Raw genomic sequence first — 23,136 nt, 5'->3', positions numbered from 1 at the left:
ACAAATCTAAACAATGGATAGCAATCTGAGATTGATTTCTTTGGAATTAGTAAAAATTTATAATATTGATGGACTCTATGGGAAGGAAAGAGGATGTCTGGAAACCACCCCTTCAAAGGAGAAGAATGTTACGTCTTCAGTTGTACTATGGGGTTATTTCTACTGATAATTTTTAATCAGGCCTTTGACAACAGCAATTACATTGGGCATTGCTTTGTTGGCGGCATTCAATACTTCTTCATGGGAAACGGCGAAAGCAATATCCGGTCCGCCCAGATCTGTGATCACTGAAATACAGAACACGTCCATTCCCATATGTCTGGCAACAATAACTTCAGGAACAGTGCTCATTCCTACCATATCTCCGCCAATGGCTTTGATCATTCCATATTCTGCAGGAGTTTCAAAAGTAGGGCCTTGCAGAGCCACATAAACTCCCTGGTGTATTTTAATATGCTGATCAGCAGCGGCATGTTCCGCTGTTGCAATCATTTTTTTGTTGTAAGGTTCGCTCATATCCACAAAACGTGGTCCCAGCTCATCAATATTTTTTCCACGAAGCGGGTGCTCAGGCATCATATTGATGTGATCTTTCAGAATAACGATATCTGCAACGCTGTAGTCTGGGTTTACGCCTCCGCAGGCATTCGAAAGAATAAGATTTTGAATTCCAAGCAGATGAAAAACTCTTATCGGGAAAGTGACTGTTTCCATTGAATGTCCTTCATAGTAATGGAAACGTCCGCTCATCATCAGTACTTTTTTTCCTTCCAGCTTTCCGTAAACTAGTTTCCCGGTGTGGCCGGCTACTGTAGTTTGCGGAAAATGAGGAATGTCTTTGTACTCTAAAACGTGGATCGGTTCTACTTCATTTTGTAATTTCCCCAGTCCCGATCCTAAAACAACTGCAAAATCAGGAGTTTCCTGGATGATATTTTTGATAAAATCTGCAGTTTCTTTAATTTTTTCTAACATAATCTAAGATGATTTGATTGAATTCTTCTTTCTTATCAATCAATACATTGATAGGCCAGTAGTAAACAATTTCTCTAAGATAGTCAAAAGTTTTCAGACGTACGTAATCTTTCTCTGTGGTTAATATCAGTTTATATTCTCCTAATTTTTTATACTCCGCAAGGATTTTTTTTATATCATCATCCGTAAAATTATGATGATCTCTGAACTTTAAATGTTTTACCCTTTTTGAAAATTTTGCCAGATGCTCCAGAAGCGGTTTCGGATTGGCAATTCCGGTGATCAGTAAAATATCGTAATAATTCAGGTTGTTATCCGGAAGCATTTTATCTTTTCCATATACATTTTCGTCGTAACCGATGGAAGAAAAGAATACTTTTTGTCCATATGAAGGTTTTATTCTTGAGATATAATACCTTTTTGTTTCCTCTGTCAGTTCATCAGGACATTTGCTGACCATAATAATGTCGGCTCTTTTGTATCCTGAACGGGATTCTCTGAGGTCTCCGGCTGGAAGAAGGTAATCCTTGAAAAACGGATCATTAAAGTCGGTCATCAAAATATTGAATCCTGCCTTGATCGCTCTGTGCTGCATGGCATCATCCAATACGAGAACCTCCAGATCCATATCGCTGATCACTTTTTTGGCACCCGGAACACGATCTTCGGAAACTGCAATGACAAAGCGGTTTTTAAAACGCTCAAAAAGCTGCATTGCTTCATCACCCACCATTTTGTAGTTACTTTCGTAATTGGTTACTTCGTAGCCTTTGGTCAGCCTTCCATAGCCTCGCGAAAGCACACCGGTTCTGTAATGTTTGGATAGAAACTGGGCAAGATACATCACCATGGGCGACTTTCCGCTTCCGCCCACAGAAAGGTTCCCGACATTGATTATCGGAGTCTTGAATTTCGTCGACTTAAAAATTCCCAGATCATACATTGTGTTTCGGATACCCGTTACCAAATGATAACCGAGGGAAAAAGGATAAAGGTACCATCTTTTCATACGTTTGCAAAAATAGGAATTTTCATAAGCATAGATGTAATATTCTCAAAGACTTTTCAACAAATATTTCGTTAAATTAAAGTATTTTTGTGGAGTTATTACAATACTTTGAGATACTTTATTGAATTTTCTTACAACGGAAAGAATTATTTCGGCTACCAGATACAGCCGGATGCTATTTCTGTACAGGAAGAACTAGAAAAGGCGCTGTCTACAATTTTGCGCGAAGAGATTAAAACTACGGGAGCAGGAAGAACAGATACGGGAGTTCATGCTAAAAAGATATTTGCCCATTTTGATACGGAAAAAGAGTTGGATGACCAGCTTCCCCGAAGGCTGAACAGTTTTCTTCCGCCTGATATTTCCATTAAAAGGATTTTTCCTGTAAAAGATGATTTCCATGCCCGTTTTGATGCGACATACAGAACTTATGAATATTATATCTCCCTGGAAAAAAATCCGTTCACGCAGGAATCTGCCTGGCAGCACTGGAAACGTTCTCTGGATGTTGATGCAATGAATGAAGCGTGCAAAATTCTTTTTGAATATGAAGATTTTACCAGTTTTGCAAAATTAAAAACTGACAACAAAACCAATATCTGTAAAATTTACAAAGCAGAATGGGAGCAGAACGGAGCGGAACTTAAATTCACAGTTTCTGCGAATCGCTTTTTAAGGAATATGGTTCGTGCTATTGTCGGAACAATGGTAGAAATAGGAACCGGAAAACTGAAACCTGAAGATCTCCGTAAAGTAATTGAAGATAAAAACCGTAACGCTGCAGGAACCTCAGCACCGGGACACGGACTGTATCTGGTGGATGTAGGCTATGAATTTTAAATAAAACAAAAAAAAACAAATAATCATGTTATCAATTTTTATTCTTATCGGTGCTTACCGGTATTATGCACAATTAGCAGAAAGGTTTGGAAAAACAAAGTGGCAGTATGGTGTTCTGGCTATTGGTATTTATTTAGGAACCCAGCTTTTGTTAGGTTTTGCTTACGGGATGTATCTGGGTATTACAGATCCTGAATCCGCAGAAAATGTAAATTATACAGGATTTTCCGCAGTGAATATCGTTGGCTGGTTAATCTCTATTGTTGCCGTTTGGGGAGTTTATAAATTCCTTGAAAATAAATTGATCAAAGAAAGATCTGTAAAACCAATAGTCGAAATTGACGAAATCGGGAAGACTTCTGAATAAGATCTTATATACTGAAGTGGATGCAAAAGAATGGTTAATATATTCATTTTGTAAATGGCTGGTATCTGAAACTTTCTATGACGATTTGCAAAAGTTGTAAAGGCAGTCCGGGTATAATGTCTTATTTTTGCATAGAATTTATATTTTAATTCTATCTTTCGATTCGTACAATGAAAAAACAAGATACCTGGGGGATTATAAAAAGGCTGTTCTTTATCGGAATGAAATTTCGTTCTTGGTTCATCCTTACCCTTATCATTTCTATATTTCTTTCGATAGTTTCTACTTACAGGCCTTATCTTACCATGCAGGTGGTGGATAATGATATAACAAAGCTTCATGATAAGGCTTTGATGATGAAACATATCTATATCCTTGTGGGATTGGTATTTGCTGAGACGATTTTAAACTTTTTCCTGGTTTATTTTTCAAATTTCATCTCACAGAATGTGATCAGGGATATCAGAGAGCGTTTGTATGCTAAACTGATTTATTTCAAGACTTCATTTTTTGATAAAACCCCGATCGGGCAGCTGGTAACCCGTGCAGTAGGTGATGTGGAAACAATTGCTACTGTTTATACAGACGGTTTCCTGATGGTATTCGGGGATATCCTGAGAATTCTGTTTGTATTGGTCATGATGTTCAGTACCAATGTTCACCTGAGTTATATTACACTGGCTATCTTACCTTTGATGGTAGTGATTACGAGATTCTTCCAGAAAAGACTGAAAAAAGCTTTCGGAGATGAAAGAAACTGGACGGCCAATCAGAATTCTTTTGTACAGGAAAGACTTGCCGGAATGCCAATTATCCAGGTATTCAACAGACAGGAAGCAGAGTTTAAGAAATTTGATGATATCAATATTACCCTCAAAGGGGCGTTGCTGAGAACCGTATTTATTTTCTCTCTTTTCTTCCCCGTAGTAGAACTTATTTCATCATTATTTATAGGATTTATCCTTTTCTATGGTGGTTATATTACCATCAGTGCCGGAGTGGTCATTGCATTCATTCAGTATATTTCTATGCTGATTCGTCCTTTGAGACAGATTGCAGACCGTTTCAATAATATCCAGCGGGGAATTGTAGGTGCAGAAAGAGTGCTGGGATTAATGGATGAAGAAAACTCAATGCCGAATAACGGAACAGTGAAGAAAGATCATTTTGCCGGAAAAATTGAATTCAGGAAAGTCCACTTTGCTTATGACGAAAAGCAGGAGGTACTGAAAGGGATTGACTTTAAAGTAAATCCGGGAGAAACGGTAGCTATCGTTGGAGCAACTGGTGCCGGAAAATCTACCATCATCAGTTTAATCACAAGGCTGTATGACATCAATTCCGGAAATATTCTGATTGACGATGTGGATTTAAAAGATTATGAGTTGTATAATCTGAGAAGCCATATCGGAGTTGTACTGCAGGATGTATTCCTTTTCCATGGAAGTATTTTTGAAAATCTTGCCTTCGGTGATGAGAGTATAACACTGGATAAAATAAAAGCAGGAGCGAGAGAAATTGAAGTTGATCAGTTTATCGAGCAGCTACCCGGCGGATATGATTATGTAGTGAGCGAAAGAGGTTCATCCATTTCTTTAGGGCAGAGACAGTTGTTATCTTTCCTGAGAGCTTATTTATCAGATCCGAAAATTTTAATTCTGGATGAAGCAACCTCTTCCATTGATCATGAAAGTGAAAAGCTGATCCAGAGAGCAACAGAAAAAATTACCAAAAACAGAACATCCATTATTATTGCTCACAGACTTTCCACCATTGAAAAGGCAGATAAGATCATTGTGATGGAGCATGGTAAAATTGTAGAGGAAGGCAAACATCTTGAGCTTTTGGATAAGAACGGATACTATGCAACGCTTTACAAAGCCCAGCTTCGCCATGAGGTAGAAATGGAGGAAGAAAAAGAATCATAATCCGTAAGGAATGATTCCAAGATCTTTTTTCCAGGCATCACCATATTTTTCTGTTAACGTTTTTGCAACAGCCAGGTTGTTTTCTTTGGCCTGTTTAGATATTTCATAGCTTATGATGCAGTTTTGGTAAAAAACTCCTGTATGGTATTTGTTTTTAAAATCTTCGTGGTTTTTAGACATGATACCGAACTGAATAAAGTAAGGAATGTTTTCTTCTTTTGCACCTGATTTTGGACCTTTCTGTTGTGTAAGCACTGTAATTTCTGTTTTCTGAGCAAACAGTAATCCTGAAAATGGTAATGCCATAAGTAAAAGCGCTAATCTGATTTTTTTCATGAGTATTGATTTGTAGGTATGATAGAGAAATAACCCAGAGGTTAAATCAACAAAAAAGAGAATCATTCTGGATTCCCTTTTTATTAATAAAATTTTGAAAACGGAATTGGATTTCAATCCTGAATTTTCAAATGCTTTTTAAAACTGCAGAATACAAAATTCTGAACTGTCTCAAAAGGAGTAATATGATCTTCTGTAATACACTTTATTTTTGTAAAACCAGCTTTGAATTTTTCAGCTAATGACTCTTCATCATACTGTTGAATATCCAGTCCGCTGCATTTGGTGGGACCGTTTTTAGAAAAAGTTCCGATAATCATAAAGTTATTTACATTCTTTTCTGCAATATCAATATATTTTGAAACCTGTTCCGGTTTTGTAAGGAAATGAAAGGCTGCTCTGTCATGCCAGATGTCATATTTTTCCGTAGGTTCAAAAGCAGTAATATCTGTAGCAATCCATTTTACTTTGTTAGCAGCATCTCCCAATCTTTCCTGCGCTTTTTGCAAAGCTTTGGCAGAAATGTCAAGAACAGTAATGTTTTCATAGCCTTCCTCAAGAAGAAAATCAACAAGGTTGCTGTCGCCGCCTCCGATATCGATAATGCTGGCATCTTTTCCCAATCCCGAAGATGTAATAAAGTCAAGTGATGTCTGAGGCTTTTTCTGTGTCCAGCTTACCTGGTCAGGATTTTTGGTTTCATATACGTTTTCCCAGTGGCTTTTGTTGTCGGAAGATATCATGATTCTTTTAATTGATTATTGATCTCTTCAAATTTATTAATTAATTCGTCAAGTTTGCCTTGCTGTTTTTTTATGGTTCGTGGTCTCAGATAAAACCAGTTGAAAGCAATCCAGGCTGAGGTTACAGCATAGGTCAGAATGGCTGATCCAAGAGTCATTCTTGATGTGTATTCATACATATAAAAGCATATTCCGAGAAACAGCATGATGAAATAGAGATTGAGTATGGTGGTCTGCATAAACTTCTGCTTATTTTTTACCACATACAAATTTTGGAGATATTCGTTATTTGATTGAGTCTGATCAATTTTGTAGAATACCATAAACATTTTGTTGTAGGCAAGCAGGAAAATAACCATTCCCAAAACAACAAGTACAATTCCTATTTTTGTCGTGATCATTTCAGGCTGGTAATGGTACCAGATGAAAAGAATCAATAAAGAAGTGGCAATTAATCCAATGTTAGCAAAGACCAGTCTGCGCAGATTCTGATTTCTGAATTTTTTCAGTTTACCGAGAAGCTCTTCCATATTGGGTTTGTTGGAAGTCTGCTGCTTCCATATATTTTTAAAGTCGATATTAGAATCCATTTTCTTTAAACTTTTGCGTTAATTTTTCTTTTATTCTGTGAATCTTTACCCGGATATTGGATTCTGAAAGTCCTACAATATGGGCTATTTCAGCCTGCTTTACCTCTTCCAGTTCCAGTGAAATGATGATCCTGTCCGTTTCCGGCAGTTGCGAAATATACTGGTAGAGCATTTGTATCTGAGGCTCCATGGATTCCTGCTTTTTCTCTTCCAGATTAACCGGTAAATCTGCTTTGGCAAATTTCTTTTCCTTTTCAATCTGCCGGAGACAGTTATTGGAAGCAATTCTGAAAATCCATGTTCCAATGCTGGATTCATTCCTGAATTTAGGGAGCTGCTGCCATACAATGATAAAGGTTTCCTGTGCAAGATCCTGTGCAAGTTCGGTGTCATTCACATATCCCATGCATAAACGGAATATCCTTTGCCAGTAGAGTTCGTATATCTCTTCAAAAACCATTATTTCGAAGATAAAAAGTTAGCAAGCTGGTTAAGATACCAATCCTTGTCATCATACATGATGAAATGCAATCCTTTTGAAGCATACTGCATATTGGCGTTTTTTAAATTCCTGTACTGGCTTTCAATTGTTGGCTTAAGGTTAACAAAAAACGATTCCAGAAGAATAAGAGAGGGACATTGTATATTTTTTATTTTTTCTCTGAGATCGGTATTGAAAAAGTCGCAGTACATTTTTGCAAATGTTTTTCGGTCTGACTTCACACTCCATCCGATTACAGTTTCCTGCATAGAAGGATCTGCCAGGAGACGTGGGATTGCCTGAGCCTGCATTTTTCGGAACTGCTCGTCGTTCATAGCGGTTAATTGAGTAATGGTAGATGAACAGTCATTATTTTCTTTTGAAGTGAAATTGGGGTCAGACATTGCTGCCAGGCACGGAAGAGCATCAACAATAATGATTTTACCTGCAAGTTCAGGATAATCGGCTGCGATAGCCAAGGCAAGGCCGCCTCCCATGCTGTGTCCGATGATGATGGGTTTATCAATTTTATTATTTCTGATATAAGCTGCGATTCCATTTTCCCAATCTTTAAAACTGGCTTCTGCCTGTGGTTTTGTTCCGGCAAACCCAGCCATCGTTAAAGTGTAACAAGTGAAGTTGTTTTCAAACTTTGCAGCCGTTTCACTCCATACATCTCCTGAAGAAGCAAATCCCGGAATAAAGATTAATGACTGGTTACCTTTTCCGCTTTTCTTTACTTCAAACGGATATGCTGTTTGCTGTCCAAATATGTTGCACACTGCTAAAAAAAATAACATGATGATCAGAAGGAATGTAAATTTTTTCATGATTTCTAAAGTTTTAAGGTTTATTTGTCTTTTAGAGACGAACCTTTAAAAAATGTTACACAAAAATTTATTTTTTATGAAAAAAAATATTTCTCCTTCTCCGAAACCCTTATATTCAGGGCAAAACCATATGGAATTTATTTTATAAAAATTAATGGCTCGTATTATTCAATAATAAAAATTATTAACAATGAATCCTGTTAATCTAATATTCTTCCATAGAATCTGCTGATGTCAAAATAAAATCCCGGCACTTTATATTTACCTTTTTCAAACTCCTGATAATCGCATTTTCCTTTAAGGCTTTGTGATTGGGTCTCCATCTGGAACCTGTTGAGCAATACATATTCATCAGTTACAGAAATAACATGAAAGCCTGTTTCACATGTCAATCCATCACCGGAAGTCAGAATAGCGTTTAATAAGCCGTGAAAATTCCCAGCAATTTTTTCAGCAGTGGCGTCATCATTGTTTAAGTGATACAGATAAGCAAGATAATTCATTGCACGCAGATCCAGCGGATTTTCATCCAAAGCATCCAAAAACAGTTTGATTCCTTTTGAGAGATCTTTTTGTGAAATACCTTCACCACGATAATATTTGGCTACTTCTTCTGCTTTCTTGCCGATCTTATAGGGATGATATTCTTTTTGAAAGGTATAGCCGAAATACAGATGACGATATTGGCTGCCTGTAAGAAGCGTATCATTCTGTTTTAATCTCTTTAAAAGTTTCGGATAGTAGAATTCCGAGTTTTTATCTTCAATATTTTTTTGAATGGCAGCATAATCCGGTGCTTTGAATTCCATTTTCTGACCGTGCAGAAAAGTGAGCATTGTTAAAAAGAATAATGAGAAAAATGCTTTAATAATCATGGTTTGTATAATGTTGTTGCAATTTTTTATAAAGCTAAAAATACGAAATATGTATTAATCGAATATTATTAACTGACAATCTGTAAAAAAAATGATAAAATATTGTAAAAGTGTTACTTTGTGTTAATAAATTTACTAACTTTATTCGGAATTTGAGAAGTTACCCCTAATATTTGAAGGGGTAAATGGAATTTTTAACTAAAAAATCAAAAATATTAATGAGCAGTAGTATCCAAGATGAATTTAAAGTCTTCAAAGACGAATTGAGAAAGTTGAATATTGAAGTACAGAAAGTAGTAAAAGTAGGAAACGGCAGTATGGATTTCCATGAGGTTTTCTATAAATCGCCAAGATATCAGGAGGTAAAAAGCATATATGTCCAGCGTCATAATCTGGACAGTATGATTGAAAAATTTAAACAGGCCTATCATTAAAATAGAAATAGCGCCGCAGAGAACCTGCGGCGCTATTTTTTATAAAGCTCTGAAATTTTAATCCTTATCCAGGGTAGAGATCTTTTTAGTATCCTTCATTCCGATATAAACAATAAGCGAAAAGAGAATACATCCGGTAATGTACCAGTAAAAATACTCTTCAGAACCAATTTTCTTAAACCAAAGTGCAATATATTCTGCAGTTCCTCCAAATACTGCCACGGTAATAGCATAAGGAAGACCTACGCCAAGTGCACGGATTTCAGAAGGGAAAAGTTCTGCTTTTACTACTGCGTTGATGGAAGTATAGCCGCTTACAATAATTAATGCAGCCATGATCAGGAAAAATGCACTCCATATTGAAGTGGTAGTGCTGAGGGCTGTAAGCAGCGGAACCGTACATAAAGTTCCCAGTATTCCAAATCCTAAAAGGAGCGGTCTTCTTCCTATTTTGTCCGAAAGTGCTCCAAATACAGGCTGAAGGCAGGCAAATATAAATAAGGAAATAAAAGAGACCAGTGTAGACTCTTCCTTAGTAAGATGCACGGTATTCACTAAAAATTTCTGCATATAAGTGGTGTAGGTATAAAATGCCAGTGTTCCTCCTAATGTAAGACCTACAACAGTAAGTAAAGCTTTGGGGTGTTTCAGTAACTCCTTTACCGTTCCTTTTTTCTTTTCACTCACTTCTTTTTTATTTTCAAAAGCTTCGGTTTCATGGAGGTTAGCCCGAAGATACAATGCGATAATAGAAAGCATAGCCCCGATCACAAAAGGGATTCTCCAGCCCCATTCTTCAAGCTGGGACTCTGTCAGCAGCAATTTCTGCAAAATAAGCTGAATTCCTAAAGCAATCAGCTGACCGCCAATTAAAGTGACATATTGAAAACTTGAATAAAATCCTCTTCTATCCTGTGTAGCCATTTCGCTGAGGTAAGTTGCGGAGACTCCGTATTCTCCACCAACACTTAAGCCCTGAAGCAGTCTTGCGAGTAAAAGTAATAAAGGAGCCAGAATGCCTATAGATTCGTAAGTTGGAGTAAGCGCTATCAGTAATGATCCGAAAGACATCAGCAGAACGGAAAGCGTCATGGCTTTTTTTCTTCCTATCTTATCTGCAATACTCCCGAACATCCAGCCGCCGATTGGCCTCATGAGAAAACCTACTGCAAATATTCCAGCAGTATTCATCAGTTGTGCATTAAGGTCAGAATCCGGGAAAAAGGAATGAGAAAAATAAATGGCAAAGGCAGCATACGCATACCAGTCGTACCACTCAACAAGATTTCCGATAGATCCGCCTATGATAGCCTTGATTCTTTGGCCGGTGGTGATTGAGGTCGAGTTCATAGTATAATTCCAGAAAGTTTTTTATGGGATTCAAGATACAAATTTCAGAAAAAAAATAAACCGTACTGATATAGAACGGTTTATATATTATACATGGTATATTTAAAATCTGTATCCTATCGAAAGTCCGCTTCTGAAACCTGCCCAGGGACCGTCAACTTTTATTCTGGCTCCATTGGCATTGGTTTCTACTGTATATTTTACAAACGGAATATCAAGGTTTTCAATTTCCTTTTTAAGCTGAGCCTGCATATCAGGAGTCAATACATAATCTGAGGTCATGGTAAAATCCCCTTTTCCACTTCCGTAATGGGCTCCGGCAATCCAGAAGTCAAGCACAAGATTCTGACTTCTTGTCAAAAAGAATTGTACTCCAACCATCAGTCCGCCGCTGTTTCCTTTGGTATCTCCCTGGCCTTTAATAGGGATCTGGTAGGTAACCCCACCCGGACCCTTATAATCATAATAAAAATCAAAAGTATTGGAAGTGACGCTGGAGTAACGGTAATAAGGCGCAAAATAAAATCCTTTGCCATATCCTTTACCGATGTAAAATCTTGGTTCAATGGTGAAATTGGTTGCTTTTACTCTAAGATTCTGGAATCTTTTCTCATCTTCATCTTTCAGAAAAGTATTAATGAAAGGCACTTTTCCTTCCGGCATAGTTCCAAAACCGATATTCACAGAAAACCACTGGTTGATGGCCCGTTCATAAGACAGATTGATATTTCTGAATGCATACGCCGTGACATTGGTTTTGATGATATTCATCTTTTCTGCCGAACTGTTGGGGATTTCCTGTGCCTCCAATTCGGAAAACAGAAAGCACGGAATTAATATAAGTAACTTTTTCATGACTTTATATTTTGCAGTGTAACGAATAATCAGCAAAAAACGGGCTGAATTTAACATAATAATTAAAATTTAAATGAAATTATGAATATTTTTTTAATGAGTTGTTATCAATGTAATAAACATAAGAGATGGGTTGTTTTAATGGTACAATTCATCTTCAGAAATGAAAAAAACTATATATACCATTTTCTTCCTTTGTGGAGCTTTCATATTCTCTCAGGAGAAGAAAAGTGATACGGCTGATATGGCGGCTACCAAAGAAATTCAGGAAGTTATTTTAAAATCTCAGCGGAAAAAACAGTTTGCGGATAAAGCGGTTTATACCTTTGATAAAGAGGCTCTTGAGAAAGCCCGGTACGCAAAAGATCTGCTTCGTACTCTTCCGGAGTTACAACTGGATCCGGTAGCGAATACGATTACCAGTACAAAAGGAGGAACAACATTATTTCTTATCAACGGAATTGAAGCTACGGATATGCAGATCCGGAGTGTGGCGCCCAGTGAAGTAATAAAGGTGGAGTATTATGATATACCGCCGGCAAGATGGGCAACACGAGCTGATACTGTAGTGAATATTCTGACAAGGTCTACGGAAACAGGATATGTTTTTGGAGCTGACGTTTCCACAGCTTTGGATACTGGTTTTGTGAATGGATCTGCCTATGCCAATTATACAAAAGGGAAAAATAATTTCGGGTTGGAATATTCCGTGAATCTGAGGGACTATAACGACAGAAGGGTAAACAGTATCTATGATTATCAGCTGAACGGTAAACATTACCGTTCAGACGAAAACAGGAAGGATCATTTCGGCTATACTTTCCAGAATATCGCCTTGCGTTACACCAGGCTCGTTCCTGATGATTATGCTTTTCAGGTAAAGTTGAATATGGATATTTTCAGCAGGTTTTCAAAAGGAACAGGGCAGAGTGTATTTACTGAAGATGCCCTGAAAGAGGAACATGCAATGTTTAAAAATAATGGCTCAGATTATGTAATTCCCAAGCTGGATCTTTACTATTCGAAAAAGATTGGGGAAAAAGATGAGCTGAGCATTAACGTAGTAGGATCTCACTATACTACCAATACTTCCGAAACAGCCAGCGAGTGGATTGTAGGTTCAGGTCTGTCGGTGTATGATAATGATATGATGCTTAAAGCAAAGCAGACGAGCCTGGTAGGAGAGCTGGCCCATACTCATGATTTCAAAGCAGGAAAGCTTTCATCCGGATATCGTATTTCAAGGTCTTCCATTTCCAACGATCTGAATAACCTTGCCGGATATTCCCAATACAGTGTTAATTATCTGGAGCAGTATTTTTATACTGAATTTTCGGGAAAAGTTGATCAATTCAGCTATCGTATCGGTGCAGGTCTTACGAATATTCACAATAAAAGTGCAGAAAATACTTTTGATGAGTGGACTTTTACTCCAAAGGTTATTTTAGCGTATCAGATTAAAAGCAATCAGAATCTTCGCTTTACATCCGGTTACAATCCGGTGAGCCCGTGGAGTAATGCTTTAAGCAGCAATGTGGTACAATTGGCACCCAATGTTGTTCAGAGAGGAAATCCTTTCTTAGAATCTCAACAGGTATTTTCCAATAACCTGACCTATTCTTTTAACAATAAATATTTTGATTTTAATGCGGGATTATTTTACCGTTATACCAACAGGATAATCAATCAGTATTATGTTCAGGATGATGTGTTGGGAGGCTATGCACTTACTTATGAGAATGGTAAAAAAGGACAGCGGTATGGTGTACAGCTTACAGGATCTTATAAACCTTTCGGAAACAATCTGCTTGTAGTAAAAGCTGTGATCACGCCTACTTCTGAAACTGTGAGAACAAGTAGCGGTGCTTTAATTAAAAATGATTATTTAGGAAATTATTTTGTAGTTTCTTCGGAGTATAAATCTTTTTCTGTTCAATATCAGATTAATATTCCGGTGTACAGCCTTAGCGGTGCTTTCCTGAATACGAATGAAAACCAGAATAATATTTTTGTCAGTTACAAACATAGAAACTGGACATTTTCCACAGGAATGTATTGGATAGGAATGCCTTCGGAATATAAAACGAAAAGTCTACCGGAAAGTCTGGTAGATTACAGAGTTCATACTCAGATTATGAATAATAAATCTATGTTTGTATTAGGGCTGAGTTACGATTTCTCCAAAGGAAAAAAGACCGATATCCAGCGAAAGCTTAATAATGAAACAGCCCCTGCAGCAACTTTTTAGATGCTCATTTGAATGTTAATAAGAAATCCCCGCTCACTTGTAGGAGCGGGGATTTTGCTTTATTATTTCTTGATGAATTTTGTATTTTTGGTGTCTGTAGTATTTTTTCCACTGATCTCAATGAAGTAAGACGCTGGCGGAAGATCTGAGATCTGTACGTTTCCGGATTTTATATCTGACGTTTTAACCAGCTTTCCGTCCAGACTGTAAATATTTGCTTTGGAATAATTATCCGTATTTCCTTTAAAACCAATAAAGTCCTGTGCAGGGTTAGGATAAACAGTCAGATTTTCTTTTTTCACGGCATTGCTGGTTGACAGGAATGTTTCGTTCAAAGCTAATGCAGTGGCTACTGTCTGGCTAATGCTCAACAATGGAATACTGATATTTCCACTTGTAGAACTTAGCAGCGCATATCTGTGAGAAGCATCATAATACGCATAAGCAGTATTGGTAAGTGTTCCTATAGAGTTAGAATAAGTAACATCAAAAGACGGATACAGATTAAAATTCTGTGTATATTTTACTCTAAGCACGTTGCTGTATGTTTGATTTCCTATAATCAGGGTTCCATACGCGTCAGCAATGGCAGTCATTGTCCCGCTGAACAATCCGTTGGCGGAAGATGAAGAAAATATTCCTTTGGCTGTGTCGTTTTGTGCAGGTCCGTAAGTTAGTGGATAACTGATATAGGTACCGTTGTCCACACTAAAGTTCAGGGTGGCCTGAGGGTTTACAATTCCCGTGATTTCCAGTTTGGTAGAAGAAGCTTTGTAGTAAACAGTTGTTGTTCCATCTAACATTTTAATGGTTGAACCAGGAAAAGTTGTGATTTCAGCAGAAGTTGGCGTCAAATAGGTTGTTTGTGATGAAGCTCCCATCGTAAGTCCTCCATTTGAAAATGTTGTATTAGCACCAGTTGCGGAGTTATTTACGCCTCCGTTTACAATATTGTAATTAACAACATTCCCGGCAATAGGGTCATTGGCTGCTTTTGTAAGCGTAATCTGCGCAGAGAACATGGCAGATGCTCCTAATAAAAGGAGTAAAGATTTTTTCATAGTCAGAAATTTTTGTTAAAAATAATTAAAAAATAGTATTCAAATGTTAATTTATTTTGTTTTTAATTGAATATTTGCAAAAACCGCCTGCTGATCATATCAACAGGCGGCTCTGTGCGCTAAAAATGTTTAAGTTTAATTGCTCATTACCATTTTGCGGTAAGCATAAATATCTTCGATGGTCACCACGCTCATCCCTTTTCTGTTGGCAAAGTCCACAATTTCAGGAAGTCTTGCCATAGAGCCGTCTTCGTTTGTCAGTTCACAAAGTACGGCATCGTCACCCAGATTAGCCATTTTTACAAGATCTACACTGCCTTCGGTATGACCGCGTCTTTCAAATACACCACCTTTTCTGGCGATCAGAGGAAAAACGTGGCCAGGACTTGCAATATGCTCTGCCTGTGCATCTGATGCTACAGCTGTTCTGATTGTTGTGACACGGTCTTTGGCTGAAACACCGGACTCTACGCCTTCTCTGGCTTCAATGGAAATTGTGAATGCGGTCTGGTTTTTTGAGTTGTTGGTTTCCACCATCGGACGAAGGTTGAGGTGACGGCTTTTTTCCTCAGAAATGCATAGGCAGACGATGCCGCTGCATTCGCGGATCAGAAGCGCCATGTCCTGTTCTGTAATTGTGGAAGCGGGAAAGATGATATCACCTTCATTTTCGCGGTTTTCATCATCTACTAAAAGAATACCTTTTCCCTGCTGTAACGTTGTAAGTGCTTTTTCTACACGTTCTCTGGAGTTTGCTCCGAATTGTTCCAATAATTTTTCCATGTTATTTTACTTTTAAAAGTTAAAATAGTCTTCGGTACATGGAAATGAAATACGATACAATAAGAGTCCATAAGGAATCTTACTGATCATCTCATTTTCTTCTCCCATCCAGACTTTAACTGTCGGTTCCGGAATTTCACCAGATCAGTCCCTTCAAAAAAAGGGAGTCGCGGACTGTAACCGCCGGTAGGGAATTTCACCCTGCCCCGAAGAAAACTTATACTAAGTTTTGCTGTATGTTGTAATTTAAATTTTTATTTCATTGATAGTATTTAACGCACAGACCGCTAATTTCGGGAAGTTTTTTGAATTGGAAAAGAAATTTTCAGGTTTTATAAAGTGTATAAGAGCGCTTTTAAGATCATTCAGAATTTATCTTCAGGCATTTCTTAATATTTTCTCCATTTTCTTTCCTTTTGCCAGCTCATCAATCAATTTATCCAGATATCGTATATTTCTCATCAGTTCATCTTCAATTTCCTCCACACGATATCCGCAAATGAGACCTTTGATCAGTGAAACATTCGGATTGATCCGGGGAGCTTTTTCGAAAAATGTTTTCAGATCAGTTTTATGATCTAATAGTTCCTGAAGTTCTTTTTCATTATATCCGGTTAGCCAGAATATAATCTCATGAACTTCTGATTTTGTACGTCCTTTTCTTTCCGCTTTTTGAATGTAATGTGGATAAACACTTGCAAAAGGCATTGCGAAAATTCGGGTATTCTGCATATTGATTGTTTATTGGTTTCTTAGTCTAATCTTTTTATGACCTGATCAAGTATCCTGTTAAACTCTTCCGGCTTTTCCAGCATAGGGTAATGCCCAACGCCTTCAATGGTTACATAATCATAGTTTTTCAGATATTTCCGGTTGTTTTCCAAATGCGTGGGAGAAGCATCTGAATTAATAGCTATAACGGGTACCTGAATCTGTTTTGCAATTGTTTTGAAGTCTGTTTTATATAAAGGCCACAGAGCATTGATGGCCAATTCAGGTTCATTTTGAAGGAATTCGCGCTGTACTCTTTCTTTTACATCCGGTGGAGTTCCTTCTGCAAATAAAAATTGCGGCAGAAAGCTTTCCACAGTGTATTTGAAGTCTTTCCTGTATTGAGAGAGCACTTCTTCAGCTTGCTGCTCAGTAAATGATTCGTCGAGGTTTTTCAATGTATCTATCAGAATTATAGCTTTTACAGCCGGAATTTTCAAAGAAGCTTCCAAAACATAGGCTCCGGACATTGAATGTCCCACAAGAATTATTTCCCGGGCATGAACAGCATCAGCAACGGCTTTAATATCATCGGCATATCGGGCACTTGTCCATTCTTTTCTGGATGAATCAGATTTTCCGTGTCCGGCAAGATCCATCAAAACAATATGATATTGGTTTTTTAAATATTTCCTCTGACCTTCCCACCACTCGGTGTTGCCGAGCCATCCATGGATAAAAATTAAAGTTGTATTTCCGTTGCCTGATTCTTTATAATGAATTTTCTGTCCATCTGATGAGATTGCGTGTTTTTCCATTTCAATGAGTAATTGGTGTATTTTATTTTTAGCCCAATTTACAAAAAGGCTATTAGAAATTCAATGATTTAGGTGGTAAAAGCAGCCCTGCATTTAAATACAGGGCTGTGAAATTTATTTTTTATCAGTTGATCTCAGGTTGACTATAATAATGGCATATGGTGTTCCCAGCAGATCTTTTATTTCACATTTGAAAAAAATAAGATTTTTTAAAAACTGCTGGTGAGAAATTTCAATCCTGTATTCTATTCCTGTCGGCATAGCCTTGCTTGCAAAACCTTCCAGATTGTCTATTTCATACGTGCCGGTATTTCCCATGAAATTAAGGATTTCCCTTAACGTACAATTCATGATAAAAACAGAAGGTACAATGGGGTAGTTTTCAAAATGACCTTTACATTGATTAGGCGTAAAAGGATTGAGTAAAACGGTAAATTTATGTTCATTTTCTATTATAATCCTGCCTTCGGGAAGATTTTCATCGTAATATTCCACAGGAGCATCATTGAAATAGTCTTTGTAAAAAAGTTTAAACGTATCTTTTGCAATGATATGATAATCAAGCTCGAAAGAGTAGAGTGGTTCCCCGGAGTGATTATCTCTCATCAGGAGTGAAGACTTACCTTTTCTTTTGGATTCCAGGAAGCTTTCACAGATGATGGAAGCGGAATCGGATTTTTTATAGGAAAGTTGCCTTATCCTCACCTTTTCACCCATAAAATAAATCGGGTCTGTGGAGGAGGTGTTTAAAATTCTGTAAAGGTTACAGCTTCCTAATGAAGATAATATCTTTATCAGTTTTGAAAAATTTTCATTGCTGAAATCGTAATCTGAAATTTCAGCTTCCATCCTGCTGCCATTATAAATAATATTTTCGGGAATGGAAAGGTACGGTACAGTTTCCCCGAGATAAGGGATGATGTTTTTTTTGATGTCTGTTGTTGTCATTTGAATGAGGGATTATTAAGTTATTCAATCTGTTTTCATTTGTGGATAACTTTTTCATCATCGTGTTGTAGTTTTTTTTGTGCAGATGGGTATATAATGGTTATTTAGGTTTTGTGTAATCGGTAATAATAAATAAGAATCGTTATCATATCTGTAGTTTGTTTTTGTGAATATATTCCTAATTACTTGAATATAATTGTTTTGTGGTATTTATTTCTTTGCGTGGTGATTTGTTTTTAATGCAATTTATAAAAAAATATTCATAATGAATTATGAATAAATGTTCATTATTCAAATTGGGAAGATGGATGTATAAAGGTGTAACTGTGGATAACTTATTCACATAACTTATCCACAGAATTTTCTATGCTGAAAATTCTGAAGAAAATAATTTCATTTTTAATTTATTGAATTATAGGGTGTTATTGGGTTATTTTTTAATGATTAAAAAACTTATCCATAGTTTATCCACAACGGTAGATTGTTATATAAAAAGTTATCCACATTTTTTGTTCAGTGTAACATCTTATTTCTCTGATAAAAGTTTTTCCAGGATTGTTTTCCCATCTGCATTATCAGGATTTAACTGAAGTGATTTCTTATAATTTTCAATTGCTGATTTTCTATCCCCTTTTTTCATATAGGCCTCGGCCAAGCTGTCATAAGCATTCCATGAATCTGGATGATCCTTTACATTTTGTTGAAACAAGTCGAGTGCAATATTGATATTTCCCGCGCGAAGTTGCCCGTATGCACGATTATTAACAAAGTCTTCTGTTGGATGCACTGTATATCCAAATTCTTTTGAAAGACGATCGAAATGTTGGTGAATTTCTTTGGGAGTCATTAATACAGTACTGTAGTTATCAAAAAACCAGTTCTTATAAATAAATTTTAAACCATCAAAAATGCTTTTATAAGTTACTGAAAAATGATTTTCTTCTTTATAAAATTTAAAATCCCATTCAAAAGTTGCAGGAGAAAATTGTTTAAGTTGCTCTGTTATCAGATTAACTTTTTGAGTATCTTCATCTCCTAGGGTAACAAACATTTTTCCTTTTAGATTTTTCCTTTGAAGCATTTTATGAAAATCAGCCATTACAACCATATTTTCGTTGTGAATAGCAGGACTTATCAGGATTGTAGACTGAAATAAATCCGGAAGAGTATTTTTTGCATACAAAGCAAATTCACCTGCCAGCGAATGCCCCATCAAAATTCTGTAAGGCTGAGTTTTAAAACGTGAGTTTATTTGAGGTATCAATTCCTGATCAATAAATTTCAAAAATCTCCCGGCACCATCAGCAACTGATATGCCTGAAGGGACTTCTTTTCCATTAACTACATTATGACGGATATTTAAATCCTTGCCTCTGTTGATATTAAGTATGGCTACAACGATCATTTTGGGAATTCTGTTCCGATCATAATCTGAAAGGTAATCAGTCATTTGAGATACATATTTAAAATGAGCATCACCATCTAGCAGATATAGAACAGGATAAGCCTGAGAAGAGGAGTATCCTTCCGGTAAATGAATCCATATGCTTCTTGGTTGATTAAGAATTTCTGATTCGATCAGAAAGGCGGTATCCTGAATAGCTGGAATTTTTTCAAGCTGGGAAAAAACTGAAAGATAGCAAAGAGAAAAAAATAGAATAAAAGTTTTTCTCCAAAGAAGAGAATAAGTCGCTGAAATCATATAGGTGGTATCGTTTTTATAATGTGCTGGCTAAGGGATCTCTCTATTTAATCTTTATAAATATTCCAGAAGTTAAAATCTGTCATAGGAGCATCTGTTATTCCGATATTTCTTCCCATCGTTACAATCTGTCCTCTGTGATAGGTGCCGTGAAGAATAGCATGCTGGATATATTCGTACTTGGAAAAGTCACATTGAAACCATTGGGATTCTATCTTTACATTTTTAGAAAGATCATCTTCAGACAAGCTTTCCACATAATCTACCAGTTTTTGTGAATTGTTTTTTATAGCATTGAAAATATCTTCTTTGCTGGTAACTTCTGTTGTTTTGGTAAAATCAAAATCATTATTTTCGGAAATGTGGCCCCACCAGTATTCCTGGGTTTGCCAGATATGATGCAGGGTTTTTAAGATTGTAGGAAAGCTTGAAATGGTTTCCTGATTCAGCTGTTCATCGGACTTTGTGGATAACCAGTCAATATATTTGTTGACTACCCAGTTGTTGTACTGTACACTTTTGCTGACTAATGCTTTTAGGCTCATAATATTATATTTATTGGATTTGAGAAATGATGCTATAATCCGAAATGCCGGTCTTTGCCTGTATTTTCAGGATTGATGAGGGCTTTGTTGCTGTATGTTGCAGCTTCAAAATCGCTGATGCTGACGGAAAGAAAAGAAATATCAGGCAGCAATTCAGAAAGTAGGCTGGTTATTTGTCTGGAAAGGTCAGCTTTTTGTTCTGTAGTACGTCCTTCCATAATATATCCGAAGACATGCAGGAAATTTTTCTTGCCTGCACCTAATCTGTAATACTGATAGGGCTGAAGCCTCACTTTAATATCATTGAGAGCAAACAAGCCTGTTGCATCCGCTGTTTCATAAACGGTATCCAATAATTCATCAGGTGTTCTCTGCTGAAGAATATCCTGCGAACATTCTATAATAAAATGAGGCATAAATATATTTTGTGGTTTGATTTTGTGTGAGATAAAAGTAATAAAAATGTTAATAGATTTTCAAAATAAAAACCATTCTGTTTTCAGAACGGTTTGAAAATGTGTGTTTTTTACTTGAAAATAACGATTTTATAGATTTGATTTCCTGATAGTGTATTTTGGCTGTACAATGTCGGTCATGTCAAGAACAATATCATAGGCTCCATCTTCACTGATAGGAAAGTCATAGGCATCAAGAGCAATAGATTTGCCATCGTTATTAAGCCCGAAATTGTATGCCCAGTCATTATTAAATCTGAATTTAAAATTGCCTTTGGCCAGCTTATAATTTTTCAGAAAATGAATATCCGGATTTTGGGGATCTGTCTGCAATGGGATATCTTTTCCGTCCCAACCGTTAGGAGTAGCATTGCCAATGATGCCCCAGGAAGGGATATTGGAATTTTTTTTAACTTCTTTCACAGTTCCATCCCAGAAATGAATGACAGCAGTGTCCGGTTTTCCGTTTTGATCTGGCTTCAATGTGAAGGAGAACTTTTCATCAAGTTGAAATGAAGTATTGCTCACAGGTAACAATGAGCATCTTGAATAGCCGTCTTCTCTGAAAATGAGCTGACCATCAACAAATGATATATAAAAGTTTGAGTTTCCGTCAGAATATATTCCTTCCAGCTTTTTTAAATCCTTAAGACTTATCTTTGCTGGGGTAGGAACACTGTAGGGTTGATCATATAATATTTTTTCGATCTTAGGAATGATAAAATCAGTGTGTGATAATTCTGAATTGGATATTACAATGAGACAGATATCATCTTCTAAAACCCTGTAGTATCTGGTTCTGTATCCGGGACCGCCACCATCATGACCCACCGTTTTTTTTCCGGAAACATCCGAAATCTGAAAACCTAAACCATAATGATCGTTAAGATAAGGTGTAAAAGCTTTATCTGTTGTTTCTTTTTTCAGAATAGTATAATTCTTGAGAGCTTCATTGAATTTAAAAAGATCTTCCACCGTTGAGTACATAGCTCCGGCTCCAAAAGGATGATCGGTTTTAAAGCGTAATGCTTCGTTTGATCTGTTATCAGATAAAAATTCATACCCAAATGCTTTGTTTTCATCCGTAAGCTTATTGAAATTGAAGCCACTGTGATCCATTTTCAGGGGCTTCAGGATATTATTTTCTATAGCTTTATCATAATTCAGACCTGTCACTTTTTTTATAATATAACCGAGGATATAGTATCCGGAATTGGAATAATCCCATTTTTTACCTGGAGAGAAATTGAAAGGTTTAGCAGAGATATATTTTATAAATGTTTCTTCATCAACTGTATTTTCAGAGCCTGTTTCATTGGGAATACCAGACGTGTGGGAAAGCAGATTGGCAATGGTAATGCTGTCGCCTTTCGGAAAGTCAGGATAATATTTGGAGAGTTTGTCATTCAGAGATAATTTTCCTTGTTCTGCCAACTGAAAAATAACGGCTGCAGTAAACATTTTAGTAGTAGAGTAAACCCGATAAATGCTGTTATTTGTATTTTTCTCTTTTTTTGGAGCGTTTCTGTAGCCATAGCTTTTTTCAAAAATAATTTTTCCTTTTTCAGCAATCAGAACAGAACCACTGAACAGACCGGCTTGGTCATAAGTGGCAAATAATTGTTCCAGTTTTTTGGATTTCTGTGAGAAAAGAGAAACATTAGACAATAATAAAACGAGGCAGGTTACAATCGATTTCATTTAGCTTTTTATAATAAGACACTTTTAAGTGTGATGTCGTTACATGTTATTGAAGAAAATAGAGATGAAAATTTTTATTTAATTTGAATTAAAGTCTTAACACCATACACCATAATCATTGATGCTTTTCCAGTTTCAATAAAATATTTTAAGATTTTTCCATTTTCCAGAATGATTTTTCCAAAAGTGACTTTCTCATTTCCGTATCCTTTAAAGTTTCCATAAAATCCATTTTCTGCATTCATAATGAGTCCGGATTCTAAAACTCCGTTTTCGGATGTAACCAATTTTTGAGTTGTCAGAATGCTGTAATTATCCAAGTCTATAATGGTAGAACAGATCAGTAACTCTTCTTCATTTAATTGGATAGGAATGTTTGGGTGTGCGTTTGAAAAAGAATGGTTATTTTCATGGAATTGTGTCCATTGAAAATCATCATAAGGCTTAATCGTACTTCTTTTAATTTTTGAGATGCAGATGCGGTGCTTTGCCTGATCAGTTTTTTTCATTTTAACACTAACTTTTTTTATTTCAATGGTGACTGGCATAAT

The 23,136-nt window shown here is 36.6% G+C and carries 26 protein-coding genes and 1 riboswitch; of the genes, 6 read left to right on the top strand and 20 right to left on the bottom strand.

The genetic code is table 11. The annotated features are described in order from the left end of the window. The first annotated feature begins 13 nt into the window (after positions 1–13). Positions 14–166, top strand: coding sequence for a hypothetical protein (locus EL165_RS25850; RefSeq protein WP_002976459.1), 153 nt, complete (start codon positions 14–16; stop codon positions 164–166). On the opposite strand, the gene EL165_RS12995 is transcribed toward EL165_RS25850, so the two are convergent. Together EL165_RS12995 and lpxK are read right to left on the bottom strand one after the other, a co-directional pair. After that, positions 160–975, bottom strand: a complete 816-nt coding sequence (locus EL165_RS12995) for a purine-nucleoside phosphorylase (RefSeq protein WP_002976460.1) — start codon at positions 973–975, stop codon at positions 160–162. The two genes, EL165_RS25850 and EL165_RS12995, sit on opposite strands and share 7 nt — an antisense overlap. Then, positions 959–1,984 carry a tetraacyldisaccharide 4'-kinase gene (gene lpxK / locus EL165_RS12990; RefSeq protein WP_041461380.1) on the bottom strand — a complete coding sequence of 342 codons (1,026 nt, stop codon included), beginning with the start codon at positions 1,982–1,984 and terminating at the stop codon, positions 959–961. The genes EL165_RS12995 and lpxK overlap by 17 nt, the downstream gene beginning before the upstream one ends. Before the next feature lie 108 nt (positions 1,985–2,092). On the opposite strand from lpxK, the gene truA reads away from it, so the two are divergent. The 3 genes from truA (at position 2,093) to EL165_RS12975 (ending at position 5,119) form a co-directional block, all read left to right on the top strand. Beyond that, positions 2,093–2,824 (top strand): tRNA pseudouridine(38-40) synthase TruA, encoded by a 732-nt coding sequence (truA, locus tag EL165_RS12985; RefSeq protein WP_041461381.1) that lies wholly within the window; start codon positions 2,093–2,095, stop codon positions 2,822–2,824. Between the two features lie 25 nt (positions 2,825–2,849). After that, a complete protein-coding gene (locus tag EL165_RS12980; protein WP_002976463.1) occupies positions 2,850–3,191 on the top strand; it encodes a hypothetical protein in 342 nt (113 codons plus the stop codon). Between the two features lie 170 nt (positions 3,192–3,361). After that, positions 3,362–5,119 carry an ABC transporter ATP-binding protein gene (locus EL165_RS12975; protein ID WP_002976464.1) on the top strand — a complete coding sequence of 586 codons (1,758 nt, stop codon included), beginning with the start codon at positions 3,362–3,364 and terminating at the stop codon, positions 5,117–5,119. On the opposite strand, the gene EL165_RS12970 is transcribed toward EL165_RS12975, so the two are convergent. From EL165_RS12970 to EL165_RS12945, 6 genes are all read right to left on the bottom strand, one after another. Next, positions 5,114–5,455, bottom strand: coding sequence for an FEKKY domain-containing protein (locus tag EL165_RS12970; protein WP_126358641.1), 342 nt, complete (start codon positions 5,453–5,455; stop codon positions 5,114–5,116). The genes EL165_RS12975 and EL165_RS12970 overlap by 6 nt on opposite strands. Positions 5,456–5,568: 113 nt before the next feature. Next, on the bottom strand, positions 5,569–6,198 hold the full coding sequence (locus tag EL165_RS12965) for a class I SAM-dependent methyltransferase (protein ID WP_002976466.1): 630 nt from the start codon (positions 6,196–6,198) through the stop codon (positions 5,569–5,571). Beyond that, entirely contained in the window at positions 6,195–6,788 is a 594-nt protein-coding gene (locus EL165_RS12960) for a hypothetical protein (RefSeq protein WP_002976467.1), read from the bottom strand. Before EL165_RS12960 ends, EL165_RS12965 begins: the two co-directional genes overlap by 4 nt. Continuing rightward, positions 6,778–7,248, bottom strand: a complete 471-nt coding sequence (locus EL165_RS12955; RefSeq protein WP_002976468.1) for an RNA polymerase sigma factor — start codon at positions 7,246–7,248, stop codon at positions 6,778–6,780. The genes EL165_RS12960 and EL165_RS12955 overlap by 11 nt, the downstream gene beginning before the upstream one ends. Next, positions 7,248–8,099: an alpha/beta fold hydrolase gene (locus EL165_RS12950; protein ID WP_002976469.1), complete on the bottom strand. Its 852-nt coding sequence runs from the start codon at positions 8,097–8,099 to the stop codon at positions 7,248–7,250. The genes EL165_RS12955 and EL165_RS12950 overlap by 1 nt, the downstream gene beginning before the upstream one ends. A gap of 200 nt (positions 8,100–8,299) precedes the next feature. Further along, positions 8,300–8,935 carry a DUF4919 domain-containing protein gene (locus EL165_RS12945; RefSeq protein WP_228370498.1) on the bottom strand — a complete coding sequence of 212 codons (636 nt, stop codon included), beginning with the start codon at positions 8,933–8,935 and terminating at the stop codon, positions 8,300–8,302. A 257-nt stretch (positions 8,936–9,192) separates the two neighbouring features. On the opposite strand from EL165_RS12945, the gene EL165_RS12940 reads away from it, so the two are divergent. Continuing rightward, positions 9,193–9,408, top strand: coding sequence for a hypothetical protein (locus EL165_RS12940; RefSeq protein WP_047435309.1), 216 nt, complete (start codon positions 9,193–9,195; stop codon positions 9,406–9,408). Between the two features lie 57 nt (positions 9,409–9,465). On the opposite strand, the gene EL165_RS12935 is transcribed toward EL165_RS12940, so the two are convergent. Beyond that, entirely contained in the window at positions 9,466–10,758 is a 1,293-nt protein-coding gene (locus tag EL165_RS12935; protein WP_002976472.1) for an MFS transporter, read from the bottom strand. Positions 10,759–10,860: 102 nt separating this feature from the next. Next, positions 10,861–11,613 (bottom strand): DUF3575 domain-containing protein, encoded by a 753-nt coding sequence (locus EL165_RS12930; RefSeq protein ID WP_041461587.1) that lies wholly within the window; start codon positions 11,611–11,613, stop codon positions 10,861–10,863. 163 nt (positions 11,614–11,776) lie between these two features. Between EL165_RS12930 and EL165_RS12925 the strand changes: the two genes are divergently transcribed. Beyond that, the gene (locus EL165_RS12925) at positions 11,777–13,861 is read left to right on the top strand and encodes a TonB-dependent receptor domain-containing protein (RefSeq protein WP_002976474.1); all 2,085 of its coding nucleotides are present in this window, start codon (positions 11,777–11,779) and stop codon (positions 13,859–13,861) included. Between the two features lie 62 nt (positions 13,862–13,923). On the opposite strand, the gene EL165_RS12920 is transcribed toward EL165_RS12925, so the two are convergent. The 10 genes from EL165_RS12920 to EL165_RS12875 form a co-directional block, all read right to left on the bottom strand. After that, a complete protein-coding gene (locus EL165_RS12920) occupies positions 13,924–14,922 on the bottom strand; it encodes a T9SS type A sorting domain-containing protein (RefSeq protein WP_002976475.1) in 999 nt (332 codons plus the stop codon). Positions 14,923–15,057: 135 nt separating this feature from the next. Next, on the bottom strand, positions 15,058–15,705 hold the full coding sequence (ribB, locus tag EL165_RS12915) for a 3,4-dihydroxy-2-butanone-4-phosphate synthase (protein WP_002976476.1): 648 nt from the start codon (positions 15,703–15,705) through the stop codon (positions 15,058–15,060). A 92-nt stretch (positions 15,706–15,797) separates the two neighbouring features. After that, positions 15,798–15,923, bottom strand: a riboswitch (FMN riboswitch). A gap of 160 nt (positions 15,924–16,083) precedes the next feature. Further along, positions 16,084–16,437, bottom strand: a complete 354-nt coding sequence (locus tag EL165_RS12910; RefSeq protein WP_002976477.1) for a DUF2200 domain-containing protein — start codon at positions 16,435–16,437, stop codon at positions 16,084–16,086. Positions 16,438–16,457: 20 nt separating this feature from the next. Further along, on the bottom strand, positions 16,458–17,234 hold the full coding sequence (locus EL165_RS12905; RefSeq protein ID WP_002976478.1) for an alpha/beta fold hydrolase: 777 nt from the start codon (positions 17,232–17,234) through the stop codon (positions 16,458–16,460). 114 nt (positions 17,235–17,348) lie between these two features. Then, positions 17,349–18,182, bottom strand: coding sequence for a hypothetical protein (locus EL165_RS12900; protein WP_002976479.1), 834 nt, complete (start codon positions 18,180–18,182; stop codon positions 17,349–17,351). A 526-nt stretch (positions 18,183–18,708) separates the two neighbouring features. Then, positions 18,709–19,884 (bottom strand): alpha/beta hydrolase-fold protein, encoded by a 1,176-nt coding sequence (locus tag EL165_RS12895; RefSeq protein ID WP_002976480.1) that lies wholly within the window; start codon positions 19,882–19,884, stop codon positions 18,709–18,711. 47 nt (positions 19,885–19,931) lie between these two features. Continuing rightward, positions 19,932–20,429, bottom strand: coding sequence for a DinB family protein (locus EL165_RS12890; RefSeq protein ID WP_002976481.1), 498 nt, complete (start codon positions 20,427–20,429; stop codon positions 19,932–19,934). 32 nt (positions 20,430–20,461) lie between these two features. After that, positions 20,462–20,845 carry a 5-carboxymethyl-2-hydroxymuconate Delta-isomerase gene (locus EL165_RS12885; protein ID WP_002976482.1) on the bottom strand — a complete coding sequence of 128 codons (384 nt, stop codon included), beginning with the start codon at positions 20,843–20,845 and terminating at the stop codon, positions 20,462–20,464. A 129-nt stretch (positions 20,846–20,974) separates the two neighbouring features. Continuing rightward, positions 20,975–22,585 (bottom strand): serine hydrolase, encoded by a 1,611-nt coding sequence (locus EL165_RS12880; protein ID WP_002976483.1) that lies wholly within the window; start codon positions 22,583–22,585, stop codon positions 20,975–20,977. 74 nt (positions 22,586–22,659) lie between these two features. Further along, positions 22,660–23,094, bottom strand: a complete 435-nt coding sequence (locus EL165_RS12875; protein ID WP_041461384.1) for a hypothetical protein — start codon at positions 23,092–23,094, stop codon at positions 22,660–22,662. Positions 23,095–23,136: the final 42 nt, after the last annotated feature.

The sequence above is a fragment of the Chryseobacterium gleum genome, assembly GCF_900636535.1.
Lineage (GTDB): Bacteria > Bacteroidota > Bacteroidia > Flavobacteriales > Weeksellaceae > Chryseobacterium > Chryseobacterium gleum.
This window is presented reverse-complemented; position numbering and strand designations above follow the sequence as displayed.